Annotated in this window: 19 protein-coding genes, 1 tRNA gene and 1 pseudogene; 16 read left to right on the plus strand and 5 right to left on the minus strand. The window is 69.8% G+C overall.

Translation table 11 applies throughout. From position 1 onward, the window contains the following. The 4 genes from Q0W90_RS14085 to Q0W90_RS14100 all read left to right on the plus strand — a co-directional run. On the plus strand, nucleotides 1-876 hold an 876-nt coding region (locus tag Q0W90_RS14085), incomplete at its 5' end, for an ABC transporter permease (RefSeq protein ID WP_297774915.1). Continuing rightward, nucleotides 869-1,744 carry an ABC transporter permease gene (locus Q0W90_RS14090; RefSeq protein ID WP_297592728.1) on the plus strand — a complete coding sequence of 292 codons (876 nt, stop codon included), beginning with the start codon at nucleotides 869-871 and terminating at the stop codon, nucleotides 1,742-1,744. The genes Q0W90_RS14085 and Q0W90_RS14090, both read left to right, overlap by 8 nt. Then, a complete protein-coding gene (locus Q0W90_RS14095) occupies nucleotides 1,741-3,405 on the plus strand; it encodes an ABC transporter ATP-binding protein (RefSeq protein WP_297698107.1) in 1,665 nt (554 codons plus the stop codon). The genes Q0W90_RS14090 and Q0W90_RS14095 overlap by 4 nt, the downstream gene beginning before the upstream one ends. After that, nucleotides 3,395-4,153, plus strand: a complete 759-nt coding sequence (locus tag Q0W90_RS14100) for an oxidoreductase (protein ID WP_297592730.1) — start codon at nucleotides 3,395-3,397, stop codon at nucleotides 4,151-4,153. The genes Q0W90_RS14095 and Q0W90_RS14100 overlap by 11 nt, the downstream gene beginning before the upstream one ends. A 480-nt stretch (nucleotides 4,154-4,633) precedes the next feature. On the opposite strand, the gene Q0W90_RS14105 is transcribed toward Q0W90_RS14100, so the two are convergent. Then, entirely contained in the window at nucleotides 4,634-5,491 is an 858-nt protein-coding gene (locus Q0W90_RS14105) for an HAD-IB family hydrolase (protein ID WP_297592732.1), read from the minus strand. A gap of 511 nt (nucleotides 5,492-6,002) precedes the next feature. Here Q0W90_RS14105 and ssd point away from each other — a divergent pair. The 7 genes from ssd to Q0W90_RS14140 are packed head-to-tail and all read left to right on the plus strand — an operon-like array spanning nucleotide 6,003 to nucleotide 10,508. Then, entirely contained in the window at nucleotides 6,003-7,067 is a 1,065-nt protein-coding gene (ssd, locus tag Q0W90_RS14110) for a septum site-determining protein Ssd (RefSeq protein ID WP_297774920.1), read from the plus strand. Further along, nucleotides 7,064-8,227, plus strand: a complete 1,164-nt coding sequence (locus tag Q0W90_RS14115; RefSeq protein ID WP_297592734.1) for a TadA family conjugal transfer-associated ATPase — start codon at nucleotides 7,064-7,066, stop codon at nucleotides 8,225-8,227. Before ssd ends, Q0W90_RS14115 begins: the two co-directional genes overlap by 4 nt. Further along, nucleotides 8,224-9,027, plus strand: a complete 804-nt coding sequence (locus tag Q0W90_RS14120; protein WP_297774916.1) for a type II secretion system F family protein — start codon at nucleotides 8,224-8,226, stop codon at nucleotides 9,025-9,027. Before Q0W90_RS14115 ends, Q0W90_RS14120 begins: the two co-directional genes overlap by 4 nt. After that, nucleotides 9,024-9,629: a type II secretion system F family protein gene (locus Q0W90_RS14125; RefSeq protein WP_297774917.1), complete on the plus strand. Its 606-nt coding sequence runs from the start codon at nucleotides 9,024-9,026 to the stop codon at nucleotides 9,627-9,629. Before Q0W90_RS14120 ends, Q0W90_RS14125 begins: the two co-directional genes overlap by 4 nt. Nucleotides 9,630-9,647: 18 nt before the next feature. Beyond that, nucleotides 9,648-9,848 (plus strand): DUF4244 domain-containing protein, encoded by a 201-nt coding sequence (locus Q0W90_RS14130; RefSeq protein ID WP_064940279.1) that lies wholly within the window; start codon nucleotides 9,648-9,650, stop codon nucleotides 9,846-9,848. A 35-nt stretch (nucleotides 9,849-9,883) separates the two neighbouring features. Further along, nucleotides 9,884-10,174, plus strand: coding sequence for a TadE family type IV pilus minor pilin (locus Q0W90_RS14135; protein ID WP_297592774.1), 291 nt, complete (start codon nucleotides 9,884-9,886; stop codon nucleotides 10,172-10,174). Nucleotides 10,175-10,205: 31 nt separating this feature from the next. Beyond that, complete coding sequence (locus Q0W90_RS14140) at nucleotides 10,206-10,508, plus strand: Rv3654c family TadE-like protein (protein WP_363319557.1); 303 nt, start codon at nucleotides 10,206-10,208, stop codon at nucleotides 10,506-10,508. Here Q0W90_RS14140 and Q0W90_RS14145 read toward each other — a convergent pair. Beyond that, entirely contained in the window at nucleotides 10,505-11,530 is a 1,026-nt protein-coding gene (locus tag Q0W90_RS14145; protein WP_297698100.1) for a PAS domain-containing protein, read from the minus strand. The genes Q0W90_RS14140 and Q0W90_RS14145 overlap by 4 nt on opposite strands. Nucleotides 11,531-11,611: 81 nt before the next feature. Continuing rightward, nucleotides 11,612-13,933, minus strand: coding sequence for a DEAD/DEAH box helicase (locus Q0W90_RS14150; RefSeq protein WP_297774923.1), 2,322 nt, complete (start codon nucleotides 13,931-13,933; stop codon nucleotides 11,612-11,614). Nucleotides 13,934-14,204: 271 nt separating this feature from the next. Between Q0W90_RS14150 and cspA the strand changes: the two genes are divergently transcribed. From cspA to topA, 3 genes are all read left to right on the plus strand, one after another. Next, the gene (cspA, locus tag Q0W90_RS14155) at nucleotides 14,205-14,408 is read left to right on the plus strand and encodes a cold shock protein CspA (RefSeq protein ID WP_007772268.1); all 204 of its coding nucleotides are present in this window, start codon (nucleotides 14,205-14,207) and stop codon (nucleotides 14,406-14,408) included. Nucleotides 14,409-14,582: 174 nt separating this feature from the next. After that, the gene (locus Q0W90_RS14160; protein ID WP_297592760.1) at nucleotides 14,583-15,182 is read left to right on the plus strand and encodes a hypothetical protein; all 600 of its coding nucleotides are present in this window, start codon (nucleotides 14,583-14,585) and stop codon (nucleotides 15,180-15,182) included. Between the two features lie 203 nt (nucleotides 15,183-15,385). Continuing rightward, a complete protein-coding gene (gene topA / locus Q0W90_RS14165; RefSeq protein WP_297774918.1) occupies nucleotides 15,386-18,199 on the plus strand; it encodes a type I DNA topoisomerase in 2,814 nt (937 codons plus the stop codon). Here topA and Q0W90_RS14170 read toward each other — a convergent pair. Next, entirely contained in the window at nucleotides 18,196-19,857 is a 1,662-nt protein-coding gene (locus Q0W90_RS14170; protein ID WP_297698118.1) for an adenylate/guanylate cyclase domain-containing protein, read from the minus strand. The genes topA and Q0W90_RS14170 overlap by 4 nt on opposite strands. Nucleotides 19,858-19,955: 98 nt before the next feature. Here Q0W90_RS14170 and Q0W90_RS14175 point away from each other — a divergent pair, with 98 nt between their 5' ends. Further along, entirely contained in the window at nucleotides 19,956-21,188 is a 1,233-nt protein-coding gene (locus Q0W90_RS14175; protein WP_297774919.1) for a DNA polymerase III subunit delta', read from the plus strand. Nucleotides 21,189-21,242: 54 nt separating this feature from the next. Next, nucleotides 21,243-21,318 (plus strand) — tRNA-Thr (locus tag Q0W90_RS14180). Nucleotides 21,319-21,343: 25 nt separating this feature from the next. Here Q0W90_RS14180 and Q0W90_RS14185 read toward each other — a convergent pair. Continuing rightward, nucleotides 21,344-22,410: pseudogene (locus Q0W90_RS14185) on the minus strand (hypothetical protein); the annotation flags it as partial.

The raw sequence follows: 22,410 nt of genomic DNA on the forward strand, positions 1-22,410 counted from the left end.
GGCGCCACGTTGCTGATCTACGGCATGGTCTTCCTGTTGCCCGGCGACCCGTTGGCCGCGATCGCCGGCGACCGCCCGCTGACGCCGGCTGTCGCCGCGCAGCTGCACGCCCGCTACCACCTCGACGACCCGTTCATCGTGCAGTACCTGCGTTACCTCGGCGGAGTTCTGCACGGTGACCTTGGCCGCGCCTATTCCGGGCTCCCGGTCAGTGACGTTCTCGCACATGCGTTTCCGGTTACCCTGCGGCTGTCGTTGATCGCCCTGGCCGTCGAGGCGGTGCTGGGAATCGGATTCGGGGTGATCGCGGGCCTGCGTGCGGGTGGCCTTTTCGATTCCACCGTGCTCATCACCGGTCTGGTCATCATCGCGATCCCCATCTTCGTGCTGGGATTCTTGGCGCAGTTCGTGTTCGGGGTCCGGCTGGGCATCGCCCCGGTGACGGTGGGGCAAAGAGCCACCTTCGCGCGCCTGCTGTTACCCGGAATCGTGCTGGGCTCGGTGTCATTCGCCTATGTGGTGCGGTTGACCCGATCCGCGGTGGCCGCCAACGCGCACGCCGACTACGTGCGCACCGCCACCGCCAAAGGATTGTCACGGCCCCGCGTGGTGACGGTGCACATCCTGCGGAACTCACTGATCCCGGTCGTGACGTTTCTGGGAGCCGATCTGGGGGCGCTGATGGGCGGGGCCATCGTGACCGAAGGCATCTTCAACATTCACGGTATCGGCGGCGTGCTCTATCAAGCCGTCACTCGGCAAGAGGCGCCCACGGTGGTCTCGATCGTGACGGTGCTGGTGCTGATCTACCTGCTCACCAATCTGGTGGTGGACCTGCTGTACGCCGCGCTGGACCCCCGGATCCGTTATGGGTGACCGGATCTTGGCGCGGGGCGGATTCTGGCGCGACACCTGGCGACGGTTGCATCGACGCCCGAAGTTCATCGGTGCGGCCGTGTTGATCGCATTCGTCGTGGCCGTCGCGATGTTTCCGGGTCTGTTCACCGGGGTCGATCCGGCCTACGCCGATCCGGGTCAGAGCCTGCTGCCCGCGTCGCGCGCGCACTGGTTCGGCACTGACTTGCAGGGCCACGACGTGTACGCCCGCACGGTGTACGGCGCGCGGGCCTCGGTCACGGTGGGCCTGGGAGCCGCCGTCGTCGTGTTCGTCGTGGGCGGTGCAGTGGGCGCGTTGGCCGGCTTCTACGGCGGCTGGGTCGACGCGGTGGTCTCCCGTGTCACCGACGTGTTCTTCGGGCTGCCGTTGCTGCTTGCCGCCATCGTCCTGATGCAGGTCCTGCACCATCGCACGGTGTGGACGGTGATCGCGATCCTCGCGTTATTCGGCTGGCCGCAGGTGGCTCGGATCGCACGTGGTGCGGTGCTCGCGGTGCGCGCCAGCGACTACGTTCTCGCCGCTAAAGCATTGGGGATGAGCAGGTTTCAAATCCTGCTCCGGCACGCGCTACCGAATGCCCTGGGCCCGGTCATCGCGGTGGCCACCGTTGCCCTGGGCCTTTTCATCGTCACCGAGGCCACGCTGTCCTACCTCGGTGTCGGATTGCCGACGTCGGTAGTGTCGTGGGGCGGCGATATCAACCTCGCCCAGACGCGGCTGCGGGCGGGCTCACCCGTCCTGTTCTATCCGGCCGGCGCCCTGGCGATCACCGTGCTGGCCTTCATGATGATGGGTGACGCGCTTCGCGATGCGCTGGATCCGGCGTCGAGGGCGTGGCGGACATGAGCGCAACCGCCTCGCCACTGCTGTCGGTGGACGGCCTGGGGGTCGCTTTCGGCGATCAGGCCGCGGTTTGTGGTCTGGACCTGTCCGTGCTGCCCGGCCAAACCGTCGCGGTCGTGGGCGAATCGGGATCGGGGAAATCCACCACCGCCGCCGCGATCCTCGGGCTTCTTCCTCCCGGTGGACGAATTACGGGCGGCCGCATCGTTTTCGACGGTGTCGACATCTCGACCGCCGACCGCCGAGCGATGCGTTCGATCCGCGGCAGGGAGATCGGCTACATTCCGCAGGACCCGATGACCAACCTGAACCCGGTGTGGAAGGTCGGCTTTCAGATCCGGGAAGCGTTGCGGGCCAACACTCCCGACCGACGCACTCGGCAGCGTGCCGTGGAGCTGCTCGCCGCGGCGGGGATGCCGGACCCGGCGAAGCAAGCGCGCAGCTACCCGCATCAGCTGTCCGGCGGCATGTGCCAACGCGCGCTGATCGCGATCGGGTTGGCGGGCCGGCCGCGGCTGTTGATCGCCGACGAGCCGACGTCCGCACTGGACGTCACTGTGCAGCGTCAGGTGCTCGATCATCTGCAGCGGCTGACCACCGAACTCGGCACCGCGCTGCTGCTGATCACGCACGATCTGGCGCTAGCCGCCGAGCGGGCCGAGTCCGTCGTCGTCGTCCACCGCGGGGTCGTCGTGGAATCCGGTGCGGCACGGTCGATCTTGCGAAGCCCGCAACACGAGTACACCCGCCGGCTGGTGGCCGCGGCGCCGGCGGTGACGGCCCGGGGCGCTGCGCGGACCCGTCCGCGGATTGAGGGGCGAGCCGCACAGGCCCCGGGCTCCGACGAAATTCTCGTCGCCTCCGAGCTGACCAAGGTCTACCGGGAGTCCCATGGGGCGCCATGGCGGCGCAGCGAATTTCGCGCGGTCGACGCGGTGTCCTTTCGCCTGAGCCGCGCGCGCACGCTGGCGATCGCCGGGGAGTCGGGGTCGGGAAAGTCGACCCTGGCGCGCATGGTGCTCGGTCTCTTACCACCCACTTCGGGCACGGTGGTTTTCGACGGCACCCGGATCGACGACACAATGCCCCGGGACACGCAGCTGGCTTTCCGTCGCCGGGTGCAGCCCGTGTTTCAAAATCCGTTCAGCAGCCTGGACCCCATGTACTCGGTGTTCCGTGCCATCGAGGAACCGTTGCGGATTCACCGGGCCGGTGACCGCGGGCAGCGCGCACAAGCGGTGCACGACCTCGTCGACCAGGTGGCGCTGCCGTCGTCGGTGTTGGACCGGCTGCCCCGCGAACTGTCGGGTGGGCAGCGCCAGCGGGTGGCGATCGCCCGGGCGTTGGCGCTGCGGCCCGAGGTGCTGGTCTGCGACGAGGCGGTGTCGGCGCTCGACGTTCTGGTTCAGGCGCAGATACTGGAACTGCTGGCCGATCTGCAGGCCGAGCTGGGCCTGGCCTACCTGTTCATCAGCCATGACCTCGCGGTGATCCGGCAGATCGCCGACGACGTCGTGGTCATGCGCGCGGGCCGCGTGGTGGAGCACGCGCCCACCGAGGAGCTGTTCACTCATCCCGAGCACGACTACACCCGGCAGCTGTTGGATGCCATCCCGCGCGCGCCGGATTCCGACGGAGATAGATTGTCAAGCTGTGACGGCTGATCCCCTTGCCCCCCTGACAGAACTGCCCGGCGTCGCGGAGGCGAGTGAAAGTGCCCGCGAGGCGCTGGGTCGCGCCCACCGCCACCGGGCCAACTTGCGTGGCTGGCCCGTGACCGCCGCCGAGGCCTCGCTGCGCGCGGCCCGCGCATCGTCGGTCCTCGACGGCGGTCCCGTTCGACTGGAGGACCTCGCGGACGCCGGCACGATCAGCGATCCGGTGTTCGGGGGGGCGCTTCGGGTGGCCCAGGCGCTCGAAGGTGGCGAAGGCCCCATCGTCGGCATCTGGCGGCGAGCGCCCCTGCAGGCGCTGGCCCGTCTGCACATGCTGGCCGCGGCTGACCAGGTCGACGACGAGCATCTGGGTCGCCCGCGCACCGATGCGGGCGTGGGGCCCAGGCTGGAGTTGTTGGCGGAGTTGGTGAACGGCCGCACCCGGGCGCCCGCCCCGGTGATCGCGGCGGTCCTACACGGCGAGTTGTTGACGCTGAAGCCGTTCGGCAGCTCGGACGGCGTGGTCGCGCGCGCGGTGTCGAGGTTGGTGACCATCGCCGGCGGGCTGGACCCGCACGGGCTGGGAGTGCCCGAGGTCAGTTGGATGCGTCAACCCGCGGCGTATCGCGACGCGGCACAGGGCTTCGCCGACGGGACGCCCGAGGGCGTGGGGGCCTGGTTGGTGCTGTGCTGCGGAGCGATGCAGGCCGGCGCGAAAGAGGCGTTGGCGATCGCCGACTCGATGTCGAATCGGTAGCTGAAGCAGTAGCCGAAGACGGGATATCGACACCGGAAATCGGCCTGAAAAGTGTAGAGCGGGCGACGTTCCGAATGTTCGGTCCGCCGCCCGCTAGCACGGGACTCGGTTACCAAGCGTGCATTTCGAGGCTGCGTGGGTTGGCCTCGGCGATCTTGCGACGCTTCTGGTTGCAGCCCCACCCAAAGGGCCGTCGATACTTCCGCACTTCGCAATTACGCAGGCCCGCAACACTTCTGCCATTTTCGCGGCTATGACTCCGCGTGGGTGCCGAGCACCGTGCTGGGCGCCCGGGTCGGGAGATCGAACCTTCTCTTCCGGATCGACCTAGGCCTCACCGGGCTTCCGTGGTTCCTTTGTACTACTAGACCCTTAGCACAGCAAGGCCCAATTTCGCGAATACTGCCAAGCCGTATCGGATCCCGCGGCTGATGTGTTTGCTGCCGATCGGCTGCGACCTGGCCGCCCCCGCCATCCGGCCTAGAACGCGTAGCGGCGCAGCAACGAATAGGTGACCGCGCCGGCCGCCAGCGCGCTGATGCCCACCGCCGCGGTCGTGGCGATCGCAGCGCCGGACGGCGCCGGGATGCGGTCCCGCAGGGACACCGGGCGGGAGAACGACATCAGGGGCCAACCGCGTCCGAGGGCTTCCCTACGCAACCCGCGGTCGGGATTGACCACGCTGGGGTGGCCGACCGCCTCGAGCATCGGCAGGTCGGTGATCGAGTCGGAGTAGGCGTAGCAATGTTCCAGCGGGTAGCCCTCGCGAGCGGCCAGCTCGCGGATCGCTTGGACCTTGCCCTCGCCGTAGCAGTAGAACGCGATCTCGCCGGTGTACCGGCCGTCCTCGACGACCATGCGGGTCGCCATCGCGTGGGTGGCGCCCAGGGCCCGGGCGATGGGCGCGACGATTTCCTCGCCGGATGCCGACACGACCACGACGTCACGCCCGCACAGTTTGTGGGCCGCGATCAGATCGGCGGCTTCGGCGAACACCAGCGGGGTCACGATGTCATGCAGCGTCTCGTTGACGATCGACTTGACCTGTTCCACGTCCCAGCCCGTGCACATGTTGGTCATGTGGGCACGCATCCGATCCACCTGGTCATGATCGGCACCCGAGAGCAAATAGATGAACTGGGCGTAGCTGGACTTGAGCACGGCGCGGCGATTGAGCAGGCCCTGAGCGAAAAAGGGTTTGCTGAACGCCAGCGTGCTGGACTTGGCGATGATCGTCTTGTCCAGATCGAAGAAGGCCGCCGTGCGGGCGTGGGACGCGGTGCTTGCCGCTGATTGCCCCGCGGCTGACTGCTCCGCGGCCGGGTCGAAGACGGTCACGGACCCAGCATAGGTCGGCCGCGCCGTCGGGCCGCGATCCCGCACCGGAAATGGCCGCTCAGGGAGTACCGGAGCTCAGTCGAGCAGTGTTTTCGCGGCTCAAGGTCATTTTTCAGTAAATGATCTCTTGCGTTATTGCGGACTGTCATGTGTATAGTAAGCATTACTCGGCCTGAGCCGAGGGTGTATCAGCCCGACCCCCCGGGGCTGATACACGACGACCCTCGCCTCCTCCCCCCCTGGCGGGGGTCGTCCCTTTTCTCGGGTCTTTTTGAGTCGGTTCTTCGCGCTTTCGGGCGCTCGGACCGGCTCTCGACGCGTTGCGGGGAGCTCGTCCGTCGTCGCTGGCGCAACGCCGCCGCGCGCGGTTTGTGCACACTCGCGTCTCTATCCCCAAATCCGCGTTTGGGACTGGTGTGCCAAGGTTGCTGCCCCGCACAGTGGGCGGATGACTGGCGCCTCCGGAGCCGACGCCCCCCATCGTGCGGTGGGTTCCGCGGGTGTGTTGGCCATGCTGGCGGAGACCGAACTGCGTGCCGAATTGGACCGGGTGGCGGCCGCGGCCGGTGTTCGAGTGGTGCACGCCGGCGACGGCTCGCCGGTGAGTCGCAGGACGTGGACGGCGGCCGCGGCCGTCGTGCTGGACGCGCCGGCGGCGGCGCGCTGCGAGCGCTGGGCACTGCCGCGCCGCGATCACGTGACCGTGCTGACGGTGGCCGAACCCGAGACGGCGACGTGGGCGGCTGCCGTCAGCGTCGGCGCCGAGCATGTGCTGCGGTTGCCGGGGCAAGCGGCCGACCTGGTCGGTGAACTCGCCGAAGCCGTCGAGTCGTCGCGCGACGACGGGTCGCGCGGGCACGCCGTCGCCGTCATCGGAGGCTGCGGTGGCGCCGGCGCCTCATTGCTCGCGGTCGCCCTGGCTCGGGCCGCCACCGATGCGCTGCTGGTGGACCTCGACCCGTGGGGCGGCGGTATCGAGTTGTTGCTCGGTGGTGAAAACACCCCGGGGCTGCGCTGGCCGGACCTTGCGCTGCAGGGTGGACGGCTCACCTGGTCAGCGGTGCGCGATGCGCTGCCACGACACCGCGGAATCAGCGTCCTGTCCGGAACCCGCCGCGGTTACGAGGTGGGCGCCGGGCCGGTGCACGCCATCGTCGACGCCGGCCGCCGGGGGGCGGTCAGCGTGATCTGCGACCTGCCCCGACGTTTCACCGATGCCACCCAGGCCGCCCTGAGCGCCGCCGACCTTGTCGTCGTCGTCAGCCGCTGTGATGTGCGCGCGTGCGCGGCGACCGGCGCGATGGCGCCCGTTCTGACCTCCGTCAACCCCAACGTGGGCCTGGTGGTGCGGGGCCCGTCGCCGGGAGGGTTGCGGGCGGCCGAGATCGCCGAGATCGCGGGTTTGCCGCTGCTGGCGGCGATCAAAGCGCAGCCGCAGCTCGGGGAGCAGGTCGAACGCGGCGGCCTGCGGTTGGGGCGGCGGTCCCCGCTCGCGGTGGCGGCCCGCGAGGTGCTCGGCGTGCTGCCGCCCACCGGCGCGCGGTCCCGGCCGGGGCGGGACGGGCGGGCGGCATGAGCGGTTCGCTGATCGAGCGTGTCCGCGAGCGTCTGGCCGGTGAAGCCGGACCGCTGCGGGCCTCGGTGGTGGCCGCCGCGATCCGCGCCGAGGCCGGCGGGATGCTCGGTGACACCGAGGTGCTGGCCAATCTCCGCGTGCTGCAGACCGAACTCACCGGTGCCGGCGTTCTCGAACCGCTGCTCTGCGCGGACGGTACGACCGACGTCTTGGTCACGGCACCGGACGCGGTGTGGGTCGACGACGGCAACGGCCTACGGCGCACCGAGATTCGCTTTCCCGGCGAGCCTGCGGTGCGGCGGTTGGCGCAGCGGCTGGCGCTGGCCGCCGGCCGACGCCTGGACGACGCCCAACCCTGGGTGGACGGCGAGCTCACCGGAATCGGCGCCCGGGGGTTTGCGGTGCGGCTACACGCGGTGCTGCCACCGGTGGCCGCCGCGGGCACCTGCCTGTCGCTGCGGGTGCTGCGGCCGGCCAGCCAAGACTTGGCGGCACTGATAGCCGCGGGTGCGATCGAGCCGGCGGCCGCTGCCCTGGTCGCCGATATCATCGCCGCCCGGCTGGCGTTTTTGGTGAGCGGTGGAACCGGCGCGGGCAAAACGACTCTGCTGGCCGCGATGCTGGGCGCCGTACCGCCCGCCGAACGGATCGTCTGCGTCGAGGATGCCGCCGAATTGGCGCCTCGGCACCCGCATCTGGTGAAGCTCGTCGCCCGGTGCGCCAATATCGAAGGCGTCGGCGAAGTCCCGGTGCGCCAACTGGTCCGGCAGGCGTTACGGATGCGGCCCGACCGCATCGTCGTGGGCGAGGTCAGGGGCGCCGAAGTGGTGGACCTGCTCGCCGCGCTGAATACCGGGCACGACGGGGGTGCGGGCACCGTGCACGCCAACAACCCCGGCGAGGTTCCCGCCCGTCTGGAGGCCCTGGGTGCACTCGGCGGTCTCGGGCGTGCCGCGCTGCACAGCCAACTCGCCGCGGCCGTGCAGGTGCTGCTGCATGTCGAGCGCGACCGCACCGGTCGGCGGCGGCTCGGTGAGATCGCTGTGCTGCAACCGGTTCGGGGACGGGTCCGGGCGGTCACGGTGTGGCATGCGGATCGGGGGATGACGGACGACGCCCCGCGGCTGCAGCGCGTCCTGCAAAGCCGGGCGCCGGCGTGAACGGCCCGGTGGTCGGCGCGCTGCTGTTGTCGTTCGCGCTTGTCATCGGTCGGCCCTCGCCCCGGCACCGGCTCGATCCGGCGGTGTCACCGCGACGGCGGATCCCGGCGAACGGGCTTCGTGGGGCGGGATGCGTCGCTGCGGGTCTCGGCTGCGCCGCCGTGGTCGTGCTGCCGCCGACAACCGTTCTGTGCATCGCGGTCGTGGGCGCGACCGTGAGTCTGCGTGATCGCCGTCGCCGCCGCATCCGGCGCGCCGCCCGAGAGGGCCGCGCGCTGGAAACCGCGCTCGATGTGCTCGTCGGTGAACTGCGGGCCGGTTCCCATCCGGTGCGCGCCTTCGGCGTCGCCGCCGACGAGACCGACGGCCCGGTCGCGGGGTCGCTGCGTGCGGTGGCGGCGCGGGCCCGGTTGGGTGCCGATGTCGCGGCCGGGCTGGCCGCGGCGTCCGGCTCCTCGGCACTACCCGCGCATTGGGAGCGGCTCGCGCTGTGCTGGCGGCTGGCCAGTGACAATGGGTTGGGGATTGCCACCCTGATGCGCGCCGCCCAACGCGATATCGCTGAGCGGCAACGGTTCTCGGCGCGCGTCTCATCGAGCCTGGCCGGTGCGCGCGCCACCGCGACGATACTGGCCGCTTTGCCGGTGCTCGGTATCCTGCTGGGCCAACTGATCGGGGCCCGGCCGCTGGCCTTCTTGCTGGGCGGGCAGACGGGCGGGGTGCTCTTGCTCGTCGGCGCAACACTGGCGTGCGGCGGTCTGTTGTGGTCGGACCGCATCGTCGATCGGGTGGCGTCGTGAATGCCGCGGCGACGGCGGTGCTGTTGGCCGTGGCACTGTGGATCGGCCCCGGTCCGTCACTGACGCGAAGACGTGCCGGGATGCCGTCGCGTGGGGGTCGGCCGCGGGGGCCGGCGTCGGGGCGAACGGCTGGCCCGGATCCGCTGGCGGTCGCGTCCTGTCTCGACGTGTTGGGCGTGTGCCTGGGCGCAGGCATGGCGGTGTCGACCGCGGCGGCGGCCGCCGCCCCGTCCGCGCCACCGCCCGTGGCCCGCGCCCTGCGCCGGGCCGCCGACCTGCTGGCGCTCGGCGCCGACCCCGTTGTCGCATGGGCGATTCCGTCGGAACCGCACGCAAACCCGGCCGACGCGCCGGTCGACGCGCTGCTGCGGTTGGCCCGGCGTTCGGCGTCCTCGGGCGCGGCGCTGGCCGGTGGCGTCGCCGAGTTGGCCGACCAGTCTCGCCACGACGCCGCGCACACCGCCACCGCCGCCGCAGAGCGGGCCGGGGTTCTGATCGCCGGGCCGCTGGGCCTCTGCTTCTTGCCGGCGTTCGTGTGCCTGGGCATCGTGCCGGTGGTGGCCGGTCTGGCCGGTGATGTGCTGCAGTCGGGCCTGCTGTGAAAAGAAAGGAAGCCCTTGATGATCAACATGTTTCGCGAATTCGCCGCACGCGTGGCCGTGCTGGCGGCCGACGAGTCGGGCATGTCGACGGTCGAATACGCCATCGGCACCATCGCGGCGGCGGCCTTCGGCGCGGTGCTGTACGCCGTGGTCACCGGCGATTCCATCGTGTCGGCGCTGACCAACATCATCGGTCGTGCACTCAACACCAAGGTGTAGCCGACAATGCCGGCGCGAGCACCGTTGAGGCGGCACTGGGCATCGCCTCGCTCGTGGTGGTGCTGGTGCTGTGCCTGGCCGGTGTCAGCGCGGTTTCGATGCAGGTGCGCTGCATCGACGCCGCCCGTGAGGCCGCCAGGCTGGCCGCCCGCGGCGACGAACGCTCCGCCGTGGCCGCCGCCGTCCGGCTCGCGCCCGCGGGTGCGCGAATCGACCTGCACCGCGACGGCGAATTCCTGGTGGCCACCGTTGCCACGCGTTCGAAGTTCTTGCCCGACATGGACATTACCGCGAAGGCGGTCGCCGCGGCGGAGCCGCTGCGATGATCGGGGCTCGGCCACACTGGTCGCGGCCTGGATGGTCGTGGTGCTGCTCTGGGCGACCGGTATCGCTGCCTACCTGGGCTCGGCGGTGGTGGCGCGTCACCGCGCACAGGCGGCGGCCGACCTGGCCGCTCTGGCCGCGGCGGCCCGGCTGGCGTCCGGATCCGACGCGGCCTGCAGTCGGGCTGCGGCCGTTGCCCGCGAGATGCGGGTCAACGACATCCGCTGTGTGGTCGACGGTCTCGATGTCGTCATCACGGCGGGGGTGGCCGTCGTCGTCGCCGGCACGGCGCGGGCCTCCGCGCGGGCGGGGCCGGCGGTCGGAGCCGGTGACTAGGGCGCTTGCGGCAGCCCCGCGGCGACCAGTTCGTCATCGGTGGGCAGTCGCAGGGAGACCAGCCCGGCGTAGGTGTCCGGCTCGAGTTCCACCCGGTTGACGGTGATGTGCACCGGCACCCAATCCCCGTCGTGCCCGGGCATGCGCAGCACCCGACTGATGGTGCCCCCACCGAATTCCCTTGTCATGTCCGACATCACGTCCTGGTCATCGGGATGGACCCGCGGCTTTCCCGTCTCACTGCTGCGCCAGTCGTAAAAGGTGCAGGGCTCGTCGAGCCATTTCAACAGCGTCCAGTTGTTGAGGTCGATCAGCGCGCGGTGCACCCCGGCCTGCGCGAGGCCACTGAGGATCCGCTGCGCCAGATCATCGGTCGATACCGTCGGGCCCTTCAGCTCGGACTGCCAATTGATCGCCCGCGCCACCAAGTGCTCCCGGCCGTCAGGCCCCGGCTCCAGAATCGTGCGTGCGACGAAACCTATCCGGATGGAGTTTCCTCGCCAGTCGGTGAGATCCCAAGTGCTGCACAATGTTTGGTCCGGCTTGGCCTTGACCGCCATGGCGAGCACTTTGGCTTCGTTCGGGTTGAGCTCGCGGGATGGAAGATCCTCGGCGAAGGCCCTGCCGAAGGTGACTTCCACCTCGGGATTCTTGCCGCTGTTGATCAGCGATTCGCGGGTGTCGGTGGCCACGCCCAGGGTCAGGTCCCACTTCAAGGGCCCCGGGATCGGGCGCTCGGGCGGGTCGATGTCGGAGGGTCCGGTCCAGACATGCACGCCGTGGACGAAACCGTCGGACATCACCACCGGTTCGGTGCGGATGATGCGATCACGCTTGGGCGTGATGCTGGTCAGGGGCTGGCCGGTCTGCACCGACTCGGCGACCGCCGTTCGAACCGCGGCGAGATAGGGGCTGCGGCGCAGGAAGGTGGTGATCGGGACGAGATTTTTGAGTTGGCGCCCCTGCGCCACAACGGTGGGATCACCCCCGAGCGTCTCCACGAGCAACCAGTCGTGGGCCATGCGGCTGATTTTACGGCGACGGGATCCAGCTGCGGGAGCGGGTGAACCGACGGGCGGCTCCGCCGGCCCGCGCCGGTTTGCTCAGCGCGACTCGGCCGCCAGTTCTGCGAGGACGAGTCGCAGCACCAGCACTGCACCCGCCTTGTCGAGCGGGTCGTTGCCGTTGCCGCACTTGGGGGACTGCACGCAGGACGGGCATCCCCGGGGGCATTCACACGCCTCGATGGCGGCGGCTGTCGCGGCGAGCCAGGTGCGGGCCTGGCGAAACCCCCGTTCGGCGAATCCCGCGCCACCCGGATACCCGTCGTAGACGAAAACGCTGGGCAGCCCTTCGGGACCGGGACCCACCGCGGTGGACAAGCCGCCGATGTCCCCGCGGTCGCAGCTGGCGACCAGCGGCAGCAACCCGATCGCCGCATGCTCGGCGGCGTGCAACGACCCGGGGATCCGCGGGCCGTCAATCCCCTTGCGCAGCAACGTATCTTCGGTGACGGTGTACATCACCGCGGTGGTGGCCAGCGTGTGCTCCGGCATGTCCAATTCGATGAAGTCGATCACCTCCCCGGAGAGTCGGCGGCGCAGATACCCCACCACCCGGTGCGTGACCCGGACGGGGACCAGGCCCAGCGTGACCGGCCCGAAGGCCAGACGCTCACCGGTACCGGTGAGCGCGATGTCGGTGATTTCACGGGCGAATGTCGAATAACCGGGATCCTCGGCGTGGACGAAGGCGATGCCCTCCTCGGTGTCCAGGGAGTCCACCACGTAGCTGTCGCCTTGATGCAGATACACCGCTCCCGGATGCACCGAAGCCGGCGCCTGGCCCACGCCGACGCTGCCCAGCAACCGTCCGGTGTCGGCCTCCACGATGACGATCTGCCCGCCCGTCGAGCCCCGGATGTCGACCGCGGCATGCGGTTCCAGGCCGGGCACCGGGAAGTACTTTCCACCTCGACGCCGCAGCAACCCGTCGTCGACCAGGCCGTCCGCCACGTCGGTGGCGTCGAGTTCGCGCACCTCGGCCTCGTCCAGCGGCAATTCGGTTGCCGCGCAGAGCAGTTGCGGGCCCAGAATGTAGGGGTTACCCGGGTCGATGACGACCCGCTCGACCGGCTTGTCCAGCAGCGCGGCCGGGTGGTGCACCAGATACGTGTCCAGCGGGTCGTCGCGGGCGATCAGCACCACCAGCGCCCCCTGGCCGCGCCGCCCGGACCGGCCGGCCTGCTGCCAGAACGAGGCGACCGTGCCGGGAAAGCCGGCGAGCACCACCGCGTCCAGCCCGGCGATATCCACACCCAACTCGAGCGCATTGGTGGTGGCCAGGCCTCGCAGCCGGCCCTCGGCCAGGGCGCGCTCCAGCGCGGTGCGGTCCTCGGCGAGGTACCCGGCCCGATACGACGCGACCTTGCCCGAGAGCTCCGGCGCGATGTCGTCCAACCTTGCCTGCGCGCCCAGCGCGGTCAATTCCGCTGCGCGGCGCGACCGGACGAAGGTCAGGGTCTGGGCTCCCTCGGCGATCAGGTCGGCCATGACGCGCGCCGCCTCCGAGCCCGCCGAGCGGCGCACCGGGGCGCCATTCTCGCCGACCAGGTCGGCCCGCAGCGCGGGCTCCCACAACGCCACGGTCCGCGCCCCTTGCGGTGAACCGTCTTTGGTGACCTCCTGAACCGGAAGCCCGATGAGCTCGGCGGCCGTCGCACCCGGGGAATCCGTTGTCGCGCTGGCGAAGATCACCGTCGGCGCACTCGAATAGCGGGCGCACAACCGCAACAAGCGACGCAGCACCATCGCCACATTGGAGCCGAACACCCCACGGTAGTAATGACATTCGTCGACGACCACGAATCGAAGACCACGCAACAGGACAGCCCAGCGGGCATGGTTGCGCAGGATCGACAAATGGATCATGTCGGGGTTGGAGAACAACCAGCGAGAGCGCTCCCGCGCGAAGCGTCGAACCTCGGCCGGACTGTCGCCGTCGTAGGCGGTGGGTGCGACGTCATGCAGGCGCGGAATCGCCGCGGTCAGTGCGTGCGCGGCACGCAACTGGTCGTGGCCCAGCGCCTTGGTCGGCGAAAGGTAGAGCACCCGGGCGCGCGGATCGGTCGCCAACGCGTTGAGGACGGGCAGTTGATAGGCCAGTGACTTGCCCGACGCGGTGCCGGTGCTCACCACCACGTGACGGCCCGCGTGGGCCAATTCCGCGGCAGCGAACTGATGCGACCACGGTGAGGCGATCCCCCGGGCCGCGAGCGCCTTGACCACGTCGGGCTCGGCCCACGCCGGCCAATCGTGCGGCCGGCCGCTCCGCGGCGGCAGCTCCGCGACGTGGCGCAGCGGGTGCTCGTCCGTCGCGGTTCCGGCGAGCGCAGCGGCAAGCAGGTCACCGCCGAAACTCGCCATCTCACCCCGCTCGGCATCGCTCATGGAATCGCTCTTCGGATCGGGCAAACACACAAGTCTGTCGCCGACGCGATGAACATGGTTGACTATTTGCGGTCGCAGCTTCTGTGTTCGTGTCAAACTTTCGCAGGATCGACGTTGCGGCCGCGGTTCCTGCGAGGTTAATCGGTCGGGTGAAGTTCCGGCGACTCAGCGAGGTATGGCGGTCGTACCAGGCCCGGGGCATCGAAAGGCGATGCCCCGCACCCAGAAGAAAAGGAAAGATCGAGAGATGCCACAGGGAACTGTGAAGTGGTTCAACGCGGAGAAGGGCTTCGGGTTCATTGCCCCCGAAGACGGTTCCGCGGATGTGTTTGTCCACTACACGGAGATCCAGGGTTCGGGCTTCCGCACCCTCGAAGAAAACCAGAAGGTCGAGTTCGAAATCGGCCACAGCCCTAAGGGCCCCCAGGCCACCGGAGTCCGCTCCCTGTAGAGAAGAGCAGACCTGAAACGGATACCCCCCGTGCCGTCCCGCCCAGCGGGCCCAGCCGGGGGGTTTCCTCTTTCTATCGGTTTCTATCGGCTTCCTGCGCCACGTGGGCGCACGCCGCCGCCGCGCCGGTTGCCTCAAGACGCGGATGGGTGAGAGGGCCTACTGTCGGATGGCGTGAGCCAGCTTTCCTTCTTTACCGCGGAGTCGGTGCCGCCCGCGGTCGCCGATCTTTCCGGGGTGCTGGCGGCGTCGGGGCAGATCGTCACCGTTGGCGGTCCGGAGGCCCAGGGCACCCGGCTGGCTCGGCTTTCTGTGGTCGTCGACCACTCATGGCGGGCCGCCGCGCTGGCGGACATGATCCGCGAGGCGGGGCTGGTGGCCGAGATCAGCCGGACCGACGAAGACACCCCGCTGGTGCGGACGGCGGTCGATCGCTCGTTGAGCACGCTGGCCGCCGAATGGACGCGCGGCGCGGTCAAGACCGTGCCGCCGCGCTGGCTGCCCGGGCCACGCGAGCTGCGGGCGTGGACGCTGGCGGCCGGTAACCCGGAGGGCGAGCATTACCTGCTGGGGCTGGACCCGCACGCGCCGGACACTCACTCGCCGCTGGCGTCGGCTTTGATGCGCGTCGGGATCGCACCCACCCTCATCGGCACCCGCGGCGGTCGGCCGGCGCTTCGGATCAGCGGCCGCCGGAGGCTATCGCGCCTGGTAGAGAACGTGGGGGAGGCGCCCGACGGCGCCGAGGCCCTGTCCCGGTGGCCGCGGGTTTAGCCGGCGGGCAACGGACGAATTTGCGCCGCGTTCGCGAGCGTCGGTTTGCGCGGGCCCGCCCGAGGGTGCGAAATTGTCAGGTGCCGCAGGGCGGAGGAATGGTCGCGTACCTGAATTTCACCGGAATTTTCGAAGCCGACCTGTCATTCTTCCTGCAGGTGGTCTCGCAGGGGGGACCAATCAGGGATGGAGCGTAAGGGCAGTTGGCTGACCCGAAACTGAAGGACAGCGCCGGCGGCGGCAACGGTAGCCGCCGGCGACTCGTGATCGTGGAGTCGCCCACCAAGGCGCGCAAACTGGCCGGCTACCTGGGCTCCAGCTACATCGTCGAGTCGTCGCGGGGCCATATCCGCGACTTGCCCCGGGCGGCGGCCGACGTGCCGGCGAAATTCAAGTCCGAGCCGTGGGCCCGGCTCGGCGTCAACGTCGACGCGGACTTCGAACCGCTCTACATCATCAGCCCGGAGAAGAAGAGCACCGTCAGCGAGCTCAAGGGCTTGCTCAAAGACGTCGACGAGCTCTATCTGGCCACGGACGGTGACCGCGAGGGTGAAGCCATCGCCTGGCACCTGCTGGAAACCCTCAAGCCCAACGTTCCGGTCAAGCGGATGGTGTTCCACGAGATCACCGAGCCGGCGATCCTGGAGGCCGCCGAAAATCCCCGCGACCTCGACATCGATCTGGTTGACGCGCAGGAGACCCGCCGCATCCTGGACCGCCTGTACGGCTACGAGGTCAGCCCGGTGCTGTGGAAGAAGGTCGCGCCCAAGCTGTCGGCGGGCCGGGTCCAGTCGGTGGCCACCCGGATCATCGTGCAGCGCGAACGTGATCGTATGGCGTTCCGCAGCGCGTCCTACTGGGACATCCTGGCCCGGCTGGACGCCAGCGTGTCGGACCCGCAGGCGTCCCCGCCCACCTTCACCGCCCGCCTGACCAACGTGGACGGTCTGCGGGTGGCCACCGGCCGCGACTTCGACTCGCTGGGGCAGCTGCGCAAGGCCGACGAGGTGACCATTCTCGACGAGGCAAGCGCGACGCAGCTGGCCGCGGGCTTGCGCGGCGCCCAGCTGTCCGTCGCGTCGGTGGAGGAGAAGCCGTACACGCGGCGGCCGTACGCGCCGTTCATGACGTCGACGCTGCAGCAGGAAGCCGGCCGCAAGTTGCGGTTCTCGTCGGAGCGCACCATGAGCATCGCCCAGCGGCTCTACGAAAACGGCTACATCACCTATATGCGTACCGACTCGACGACGCTGTCGCAGTCGGCGATCAGCGCCGCGCGCAACCAGGCGCGTCAGCTCTACGGCGAGGAGTACGTCTCGCCGTCCCCGCGTCAGTACACCCGCAAAGTGAAGAACGCCCAGGAGGCGCACGAGGCGATCCGGCCCGCCGGCGAGACGTTCGCCACGCCGGACGCGGTGCGCCGCGAGCTCGACGGCGACGAATTCCGGCTCTACGAGCTGGTCTGGCAGCGCACGGTGGCGTCGCAGATGGCCGACGCGCGCGGCACCACGCTGAGCCTGCGGATCGGTGGCCGTTCCGGCGAACGGCAAGTGGTGTTCTCCGCCAGCGGTCGCACCATCACGTTCGCGGGCTTCCTGAAGGCCTACGTGGAGACGGTCGACGAGTTGGCCGGCGGCGAGGCCGACGACGCCGAGAGCCGGCTGCCGCAGCTGACCCAGGGCCAGCGCCTGGACGCCATCGACCTCACGCCCGACGGCCACGCCACCAACCCGCCGGCGCGCTACACCGAGGCGTCGTTGGTCAAGGCGCTCGAGGAGCTGGGCATCGGCCGCCCGTCGACGTATTCGTCGATCATCAAGACCATCCAGGACCGTGGCTACGTGCACAAGAAGGGCAGTGCCCTGGTGCCGTCGTGGGTCGCGTTCGCCGTAACCGGTTTGCTGGAACAGCATTTCGGCCGGCTCGTCGACTACGACTTCACCGCCGCGATGGAGGACGAGCTCGATGCGATCGCCTCGGGTCAGGAGCGGCGCACCGACTGGCTCAACAACTTCTACTTCGGCGGCGAGCACGGGGTGGCCGATTCGGTGGCCCGTTCCGGTGGCCTGAAGAAGCTCGTCGGCGTCAACCTGGAAGGCATCGACGCCCGAGAAGTCAACTCCATCAGGCTCTTTGACGACGAACAGGGGCGTCCCGTCTACGTCCGGGTGGGCAAGAACGGGCCGTACCTGGAGCGCATGGTGACCGGCGACGACGGCGAGCGCACGCCGCAACGGGCCAACCTCAACGATTCGCTGACCCCCGACGAATTGACCCTGGAGCTGGCCGAGCAGCTGTTCGCCACGCCGCAAGAGGGACGCGTCCTGGGGGTGGACCCGGCAACGGGCCACGAGATCGTCGCCAAGGACGGCCGGTACGGGCCATACGTTTCCGAGCTCCTGCCGGAGCCGCCGCCCGGGGACGACGACGGTAGCGCCGCAACCGCGAAGAAGGGCAAAAAGCCCACCGGTCCCAAGCCCCGCACCGGTTCCCTGTTGCGCACCATGGATTTGCAGACGGTCACACTCGAGGATGCGCTGCGGCTGCTCTCCCTGCCCCGAGTGGTCGGCGTCGACCCCGACTCCGGCGACGAGATCACCGCGCAGAACGGTCGCTACGGCCCATACCTGAAGCGCGGCACCGATTCTCGTTCACTGGCGACCGAGGAGCAGATGTTCGACATCACCCTCGAGGAAGCGCTGAAGATCTACGCCGAGCCCAAACGCCGCGGCCGCCAAGGCGCTGCCGCGCCGCCGCTGCGTGAGCTGGGCGCCGATCCGGCGACGGGCAAGCCGATGGTGATCAAGGACGGCCGCTTCGGTCCCTACGTCACCGACGGCGAGACGAACGCGAGCCTGCGCAAGGGCGACGACGTGCTCTCGATCACCGACGAGCGCGCCGCCGAACTGCTGGCCGACCGCCGGGCCCGCGGTCCGGCGAAGCGTCCCGCCAAGAAGGCCGCCCGCAAGTCCCCGGCCAAGAAGTCGGCGACAAAGAGGACCGCCAAGCGCGGTTAGCTGCTTACCTCGCTGGAAACCTCTTGGGAAGCAACGTCTTCCGGGGCGGCCAGCGTCACCGGTCGGGCCAGCTGGGTGGGTGCCCTGCGGCCGCGCAGCTCGACCACCTCGCCGACATCCCAGCACAGTGCTTCGGCGTCCAGCGCGCCGCTGACCGCGATCGCCGACGCGAGCACGTGGCCCGGCTCGAGTTTGGCCAGCTCGGTCAGCCGGGCGGCCTCGTTGACCGGGTCGCCGATCACCGTGTACTCGAAGCGGGCCTGCGCGCCGATGTGGCCCGCGATGGCCCGACCGGCCGACACCCCGACGCCGAACTCCGCCGAACCGATCACCGGGAGCAACTCGTCGTGCAATTCCCGCGCGGCGGCCAGCGCACCGCCGGGTGAGTCGGGGTGTTCGATCGGCGCGCCGAAGATGGCCAGCGCGGCGTCACCCTGGAATTTGTTGACGAAACCGCCGTGGCGGCCAACGGTGTCCACCACCACCCGGAAGAACTCGTTGAGCAGGTGGACCACCTCGGCGGGCGGCCGGGTCGAGGCCAGCTGGGTCGAGCCGACCAGGTCCACGAACAGCACGGCGACGTCGCGCTCCTGGCCGCCCAGCTCGGTGCCGCGCTCCAGCGCCCGGCGGGCCACATCCTCACCGACGTAGCGGCCGAACAGGTCGCGCAGCCGCTGCCGCTCGGACAGGTCGCGCACCATGTCGTTGAACCCGGCCTGCAGCAGGCCCAGCTCGCTGGCGTCGTAGATCTGCATGTGCGCGTTGTAGTTTCCGCGCTGCACCTCGGAGAGCGCCCACCGCAGCTGGCGCAGCGGGTCGGCGATCGACATGGCCACCAGCAGCGTGCTGACCAGCCCGATGCCCAGCGCCGCCAACGCCAGCAACAGGATGGGCGTGAACAGCTTCTCGGGCGTGGCGTGCAGCAGGGAGGTTTTGTCGGCCACCACCGCCAGCACGATGGCCAGCACCGGCACCGCGGTGGACAGCATCCAGGTCAGGATCTGCCGCAGGATGACGCCGGGGGCCTTGACGTTCTCGGGCACCCCGCTGCGCAGCGCCGCCACCGCCACCGGCCGCAGCACCCGCTCGCACTGCAGGTAGCCGATGATCGCGGTCGCCGCGGCGCCCAGGCCGGTGGACACGGCCACCACCGGTGCGGCGAACCGGGCCACCGACCAGCTGGCGATGATGAACACCACGCCGCCGATGCACCAGATCACCATGCTGGTGACGGTGCGGTAGAACGGCATCCGCAACGCCCGGCTGCGGGCCAGTTCCGCGGTGGCCGGGTCGGCCTCGGCCAGCAGGTTGTCGCGGCGCTGCCACCGGAAGACCGGCATCAGCAGCTTCAGGTTCATCAGCGAGGCGGCGACGAACAAGACAACCAACGAGGTCGCGAAAATCGCCAGATTCAGGCTGGGCAGATCCTGCAGCTGGATGCGGTCCTCGGGCGGCAGGGCGTAGCGCAGGAAGCCGAGCACGAACAGGGCGCCGATGATGTCGGCCTGCACCATGCTCAGCCAGAACAGCGGCCACGGCGTGCGCACCACCCACCGGGCGAATCCGCTGATCCGCCCCGGTAGTGCCGCCACGGTTGTCACCAGCCCACCGTATCGGTCGGCGGTGACCTCCCGGAAACTTAATATCGATCTCGGCAGGTCGCCCGAGGGGCGCGGATGACCGCGAAGATCACGGAATGGTCGCGGTACGGTAGCCGATCGGTATCCGTCGGCCTCGCTGTCTACTGTTACCGGTGATGTCCGGGGTGTTTGCGCGGCTGGTAGGCCAAGACACGGTGACGGCTGAGCTGCTTGCCGCCGCGAGGGCCTCCCGTGGTGACCCAGCCCACAGCGATGCGGGCGCCGGGACTATGACACATGCCTGGCTGATCACCGGCCCACCCGGTTCGGGACGCTCGGTGGCGGCGTTGTGCTTCGCGGCCGCGCTGCAATGCACCTCTGCCGCTGAGGACGGGGGCCCGGGGTGCGGGCGCTGCCACGCGTGCACGACGACCATGGCCGGCACCCACGCCGACGTGCGCCGGGTGATTCCGGAAGGCCTGTCCATCGGCGTGGACGAGATGCGCGCGATCGTGCAGATCGCGTCACGGCGCCCGGCCACCGGCCACCGGCAGATCGTGGTGATCGAGGACGCCGACCGACTGACTGAAGGGGCCGCCAACGCGCTGCTGAAGGTCGTCGAGGAACCGCCGCCGTCGACGGTGTTCCTGCTGTGCGCGCCGTCGGTGGACCCCGAGGACATCGCCATCACGCTGCGGTCCCGGTGCCGGCACGTCGCGCTCGTGACCCCGCCGACCGAGGCGATCGCGCGCGTCCTGGTCGACAGCGACGGCTTGACTCCCGAAACCGCGGACTGGGCCGCGTCGGTCAGCGGTGGCCACGTGGGCCGGGCGCGCCGGCTGGCCACCGACCCGGAGGCCCGCGCTCGCCGGGAGCGGGCGCTGGGACTGGTGCGCGACGCCGCGACCCCGTCGCGGGCCTACGCCGCCGCCGAAGAGTTGGTGGCCGCCGCCGAAGCCGAGGCCGTGGTGCTGACCGCGGACCGCGCCGAGGCCGAGACCGAGGAGCTGCGCACGGCCCTCGGCGCCGGCGGCACCGGCAAGGGCACCGCGGGAGCGATGCGCGGCGCCGCCGGGGCGATCAAAGACCTTGAGCGGAGGCAGAAGTCGCGTCAGACCCGGGCCTCGCGCGACGCGCTGGACCGGGCGCTGATCGACCTGGCGACCTATTTCCGGGATGCGCTCATGGCCTCCGCGAACGCCGCGCCGGTGCAGGCCAACCATCCGGATATGGCCGAGAAGGTCGCGGCGCTGGCCGCCCACGCGCCGCCCGATCGGCTGCTGCGCTGCATCGAGGCCGTCCTCGAGTGCCGAGAGGCGCTGGCGATCAACGTCAAGCCCAAGTTCGCCGTCGACGCCATGGTCGCCACGATCGGCCAGGAACTGCGCGCCCAGGAACCGCGCGACTGATTTCGTGGTGCCCGCCCGCCTGCCGTAGACTCGTGCCGCCCGGCGCGAGGGTATGCCGCCTTAGCTCAGTCGGTAGAGCGATTCACTCGTAATGAATAGGTCGGGGGTTCGATTCCCCCAGGCGGCTCCATATTTTTGTCGGGACATCGGCCGGCTCAGGCCGGGGCCAGAAAACCCACCGGGCCCGACGCGATGCACAACGCCAGAGCGGCGGTGTTGGCCCGCACGGTGATCGCGTCCCCGGCGCCGGGCAGGCGCGCGAATACCCGGTTGAGTCCCGGATGCACCGGCACTTTGACCTCGGGACCCTGCGTCATCGACAGCGTCATCGATCCGTCGCTGTTGGCCAGGTAGTTCAGTTCGACGGTCCAGTCGGCGGGCAGCAGGGGCCCGTCGAGGACCAGGCGCGCCGGTTTGTCCGGTTGCGCGAAATAGCCGCACCGCGGCGTCGGCCCCGGCGCGATGGTACGAACCCAGGTCACCCGCGCCTTGACCACATGGCCGGAGCTGTCCAGCATGCGCAATTGCGTTGTCGCGGGCGCGAATTCGGGTCTATCCCGCAGCAGCGCGAACATGTGGCTGGCCAGGTTCTCCGGCGCGGCCACCCGTTGCAGCACCAGCGGGTCGACCTCCTGATCCAGCAGCGGCGCATCCGAGGCCGCGTGGGCCGCGGCCAGAGAGGCCCGGGCGTTCTGCAGATAGGGCTGGGCCGGGTTGTCGCGCCAGCTGGTCAAAAACGTCCCCGTCGAGTACAGGCTGCTGGCCGCGAATAACGCCACCAAACCGGTGGTCACCGCGGTGCGTTTCGGCGAGGCGTCGAGCCAGCGCGGTGCGGTTTGCCGGTTCGGGGCGCTCAGCGCCACGGCGGCCAGCAGCGTCAGCACGACCACGAGATCCGGGAAATAGCGCAGCGTCTGCGCGAGTTCCAGCGCGGTCTGCTTCGAGGAGCGCATCAGATAGATCGGCACCTGGCAGGCCACTGCGTAGCCGGCCGCGGTCAGCCAGATCGGCCCGATGCGCTCCTTGCGGACCAGCGACACCGCCAGCGCGCCGGCCAGCACCAGCCAGCCCAGCGCCATCACCGACGGCGGGGGCGTCGCCCAGGGGGAGGCCGGTGCCCAGCGGTCCCAGTGCCACGGCCCGCCGGCCAGCCCCGGCACGATGCCGTGCGTGATCGATCGCATCAGCAGCCGTCCCGTCATCGACAGGTCGGAACTCCACC

It is taken from the genome of Mycobacterium sp., assembly GCF_025933915.1.
Lineage (GTDB): Bacteria > Actinomycetota > Actinomycetes > Mycobacteriales > Mycobacteriaceae > Mycobacterium.